Origin of the sequence: Bartonella sp. AP57NXGY, from assembly GCF_042195805.1 — a bacterium.
GTDB lineage: Bacteria > Pseudomonadota > Alphaproteobacteria > Rhizobiales > Rhizobiaceae > Bartonella.
The window spans coordinates 1-1,742 of sequence record NZ_JBHIOZ010000242.1; the positions used below are offsets into that span (position 1 = coordinate 1).

The window sequence follows — 1,742 nt, forward strand, 5'->3', positions numbered from 1 at the left end:
CTGATAATGTTGTAAACATTAGATGCGGTGACTTTACCCAAGCGCGCTTGAAACCATTCTGCTGTTCTTTGTTCCATCTCACACCGCCGTTCTTTGTTCTTGTGGTGCATATTCTATATCTTGGACGTGAATATATTCGGCATCTTGTATAGGCGCCTCTATTTGCTTTTGTTGTAGGAAAGATTGTTCTTTTTCATGCTGTCTCTTTTGCAAAACATCCAAAATCCTTTGTGCTACTTCATCAGGAAGATCTTCAAGCCTGTCGACTTGTGCATAATCAAGCACTTTTTCTTCTTCTGTTTGAGTGATGTTTATTAATTGTTTGATTTGCGTAAGCACATCATAAGAAACTAACTTCGTTTGTACGTTATGGTTTGTTTCATTGATACGTTTAGCTTCATCTTCTTCATAAATACCGGAAAGACCGAAAGCGTAACGAGCACATTGTATAGTGGCTTTATGACGCAACATACGTGCGGGGTATTTTTTCCAAGGGTCACTGTGGCCTTGTTCGCATTCTTTGCGATATTCGGTGACTTCGATAGGGTCTTTAATGCCTTTGAGACGAATAGCACATTTGATAGCAATGATATTCCCATCATCATTGAGTTGATCTTGAAAGGTCATGCCATCAAAGTCAGGATTTGATTTGATGATCTTTATCCAACCGTCGATAGAAACAACGGGTATGATGCCGCCGCCTTTTTTAGGGAGAGCATAGATTTCTTTTGTTAAAGGGTTAAGTCCATAAGTATTGGCAACAAAAAGAAAAACGGCAAATTCTGCATCAGTGATGACATTAGCATTTTTATCTCCAATACAAGTTTTTATGATTGTGGTTCGAAATTCTTCAGCAGAAAATCCATATTTTTCTGCCATTTCGTTTAAAAAAGTAGAATTTTTCATCTTGATTTCCTACATTGCGCGCAATTCACCCGTGGCGTGAATCACGCTTGTGTTTAAAAATGGTTGGTTGTTAGAAAGTGCTTATACGCTCTGTCTTTTCCTAGGGATATGTTCGGCTTTTCTACTATAACTAATATGTGTGTTGCCTGAAATACATGTGTTACCACATACAACAGCTTCACCACCAATATGAGCTTTTTCACAAATTTTGGCATTGCCGTGAATTTCGGCTATTCCGTAAACTTGCGCATTATCGAAAATATGTGCATTGGATTCAACACAAGCGTTTCCAAAAACATTAGCATTTCCATAAATACGTGCATTACATGAGATACGTGCTCGTCCAAATACTTGTGCATTCTCATAAATTTGAGCATTACTGCAAACCTTTGCCTTATCCCTAACCCAACAATCGCCCTCATGAGAGAGGTTACCTTCATGCTCTATAAAACCACCAAGATCACCTTTCTTGACCTTTCCAAAGTCTCTCAGTGCACGAATGCGACGAACTGGTCGACGATAGAGGATGTCTATTTCATCAGTAAGTTCGTATTTTTTCATCTGGTCTTTTCTCCAGTTGAGATGGCGTTATAGTCATCAACGTGTGCGCTACGGTAAACTTCTGCCTTATCGGAAACGCATGCATAACCGTAAACCTCTGCCTTACCATAAACACGTGCTTCATCGAAAACGCGTGCACAATCGTAAACTTCTGCCTTATCGGAAACGCATGCATAACCGTAAACCTCTGCCTTACCGTAAACACGTGCTTCATCGAAAACGCGTGCACAATCGTAAACCTCTGCCTTACCGTAAACGTGTGCCTTACCGTAAAC

2 protein-coding genes and 2 pseudogenes are annotated in these 1,742 nt (G+C 40.0%); all 4 read right to left on the reverse strand.

The features are described 5' to 3' along the window. Positions 1-77: pseudogene (locus ACFIL8_RS09865) on the reverse strand (exonuclease); the annotation flags it as partial. A 1-nt stretch (position 78) separates the two neighbouring features. Beyond that, positions 79-906 carry a recombinase RecT gene (locus ACFIL8_RS09870; protein WP_375618854.1) on the reverse strand — a complete coding sequence of 276 codons (828 nt, stop codon included), beginning with the start codon at positions 904-906 and terminating at the stop codon, positions 79-81. A gap of 81 nt (positions 907-987) precedes the next feature. Beyond that, complete coding sequence (locus ACFIL8_RS09875) at positions 988-1,467, reverse strand: hypothetical protein (protein ID WP_375689627.1); 480 nt, start codon at positions 1,465-1,467, stop codon at positions 988-990. Beyond that, positions 1,464-1,742 (reverse strand): annotated as a pseudogene (locus ACFIL8_RS09880) (hypothetical protein); the annotation flags it as partial. The gene ACFIL8_RS09875 and the pseudogene ACFIL8_RS09880, both read right to left, overlap by 4 nt.

Coding starts and splice junctions, on each gene's coding strand:
- ACFIL8_RS09870 (WP_375618854.1), bottom strand. CDS start 906: ATGAAAAATTCTACTTTTTTAAACGAAATGGCAGAAAAATATGGATTT.
- ACFIL8_RS09875 (WP_375689627.1), bottom strand. CDS start 1,467: ATGAAAAAATACGAACTTACTGATGAAATAGACATCCTCTATCGTCGA.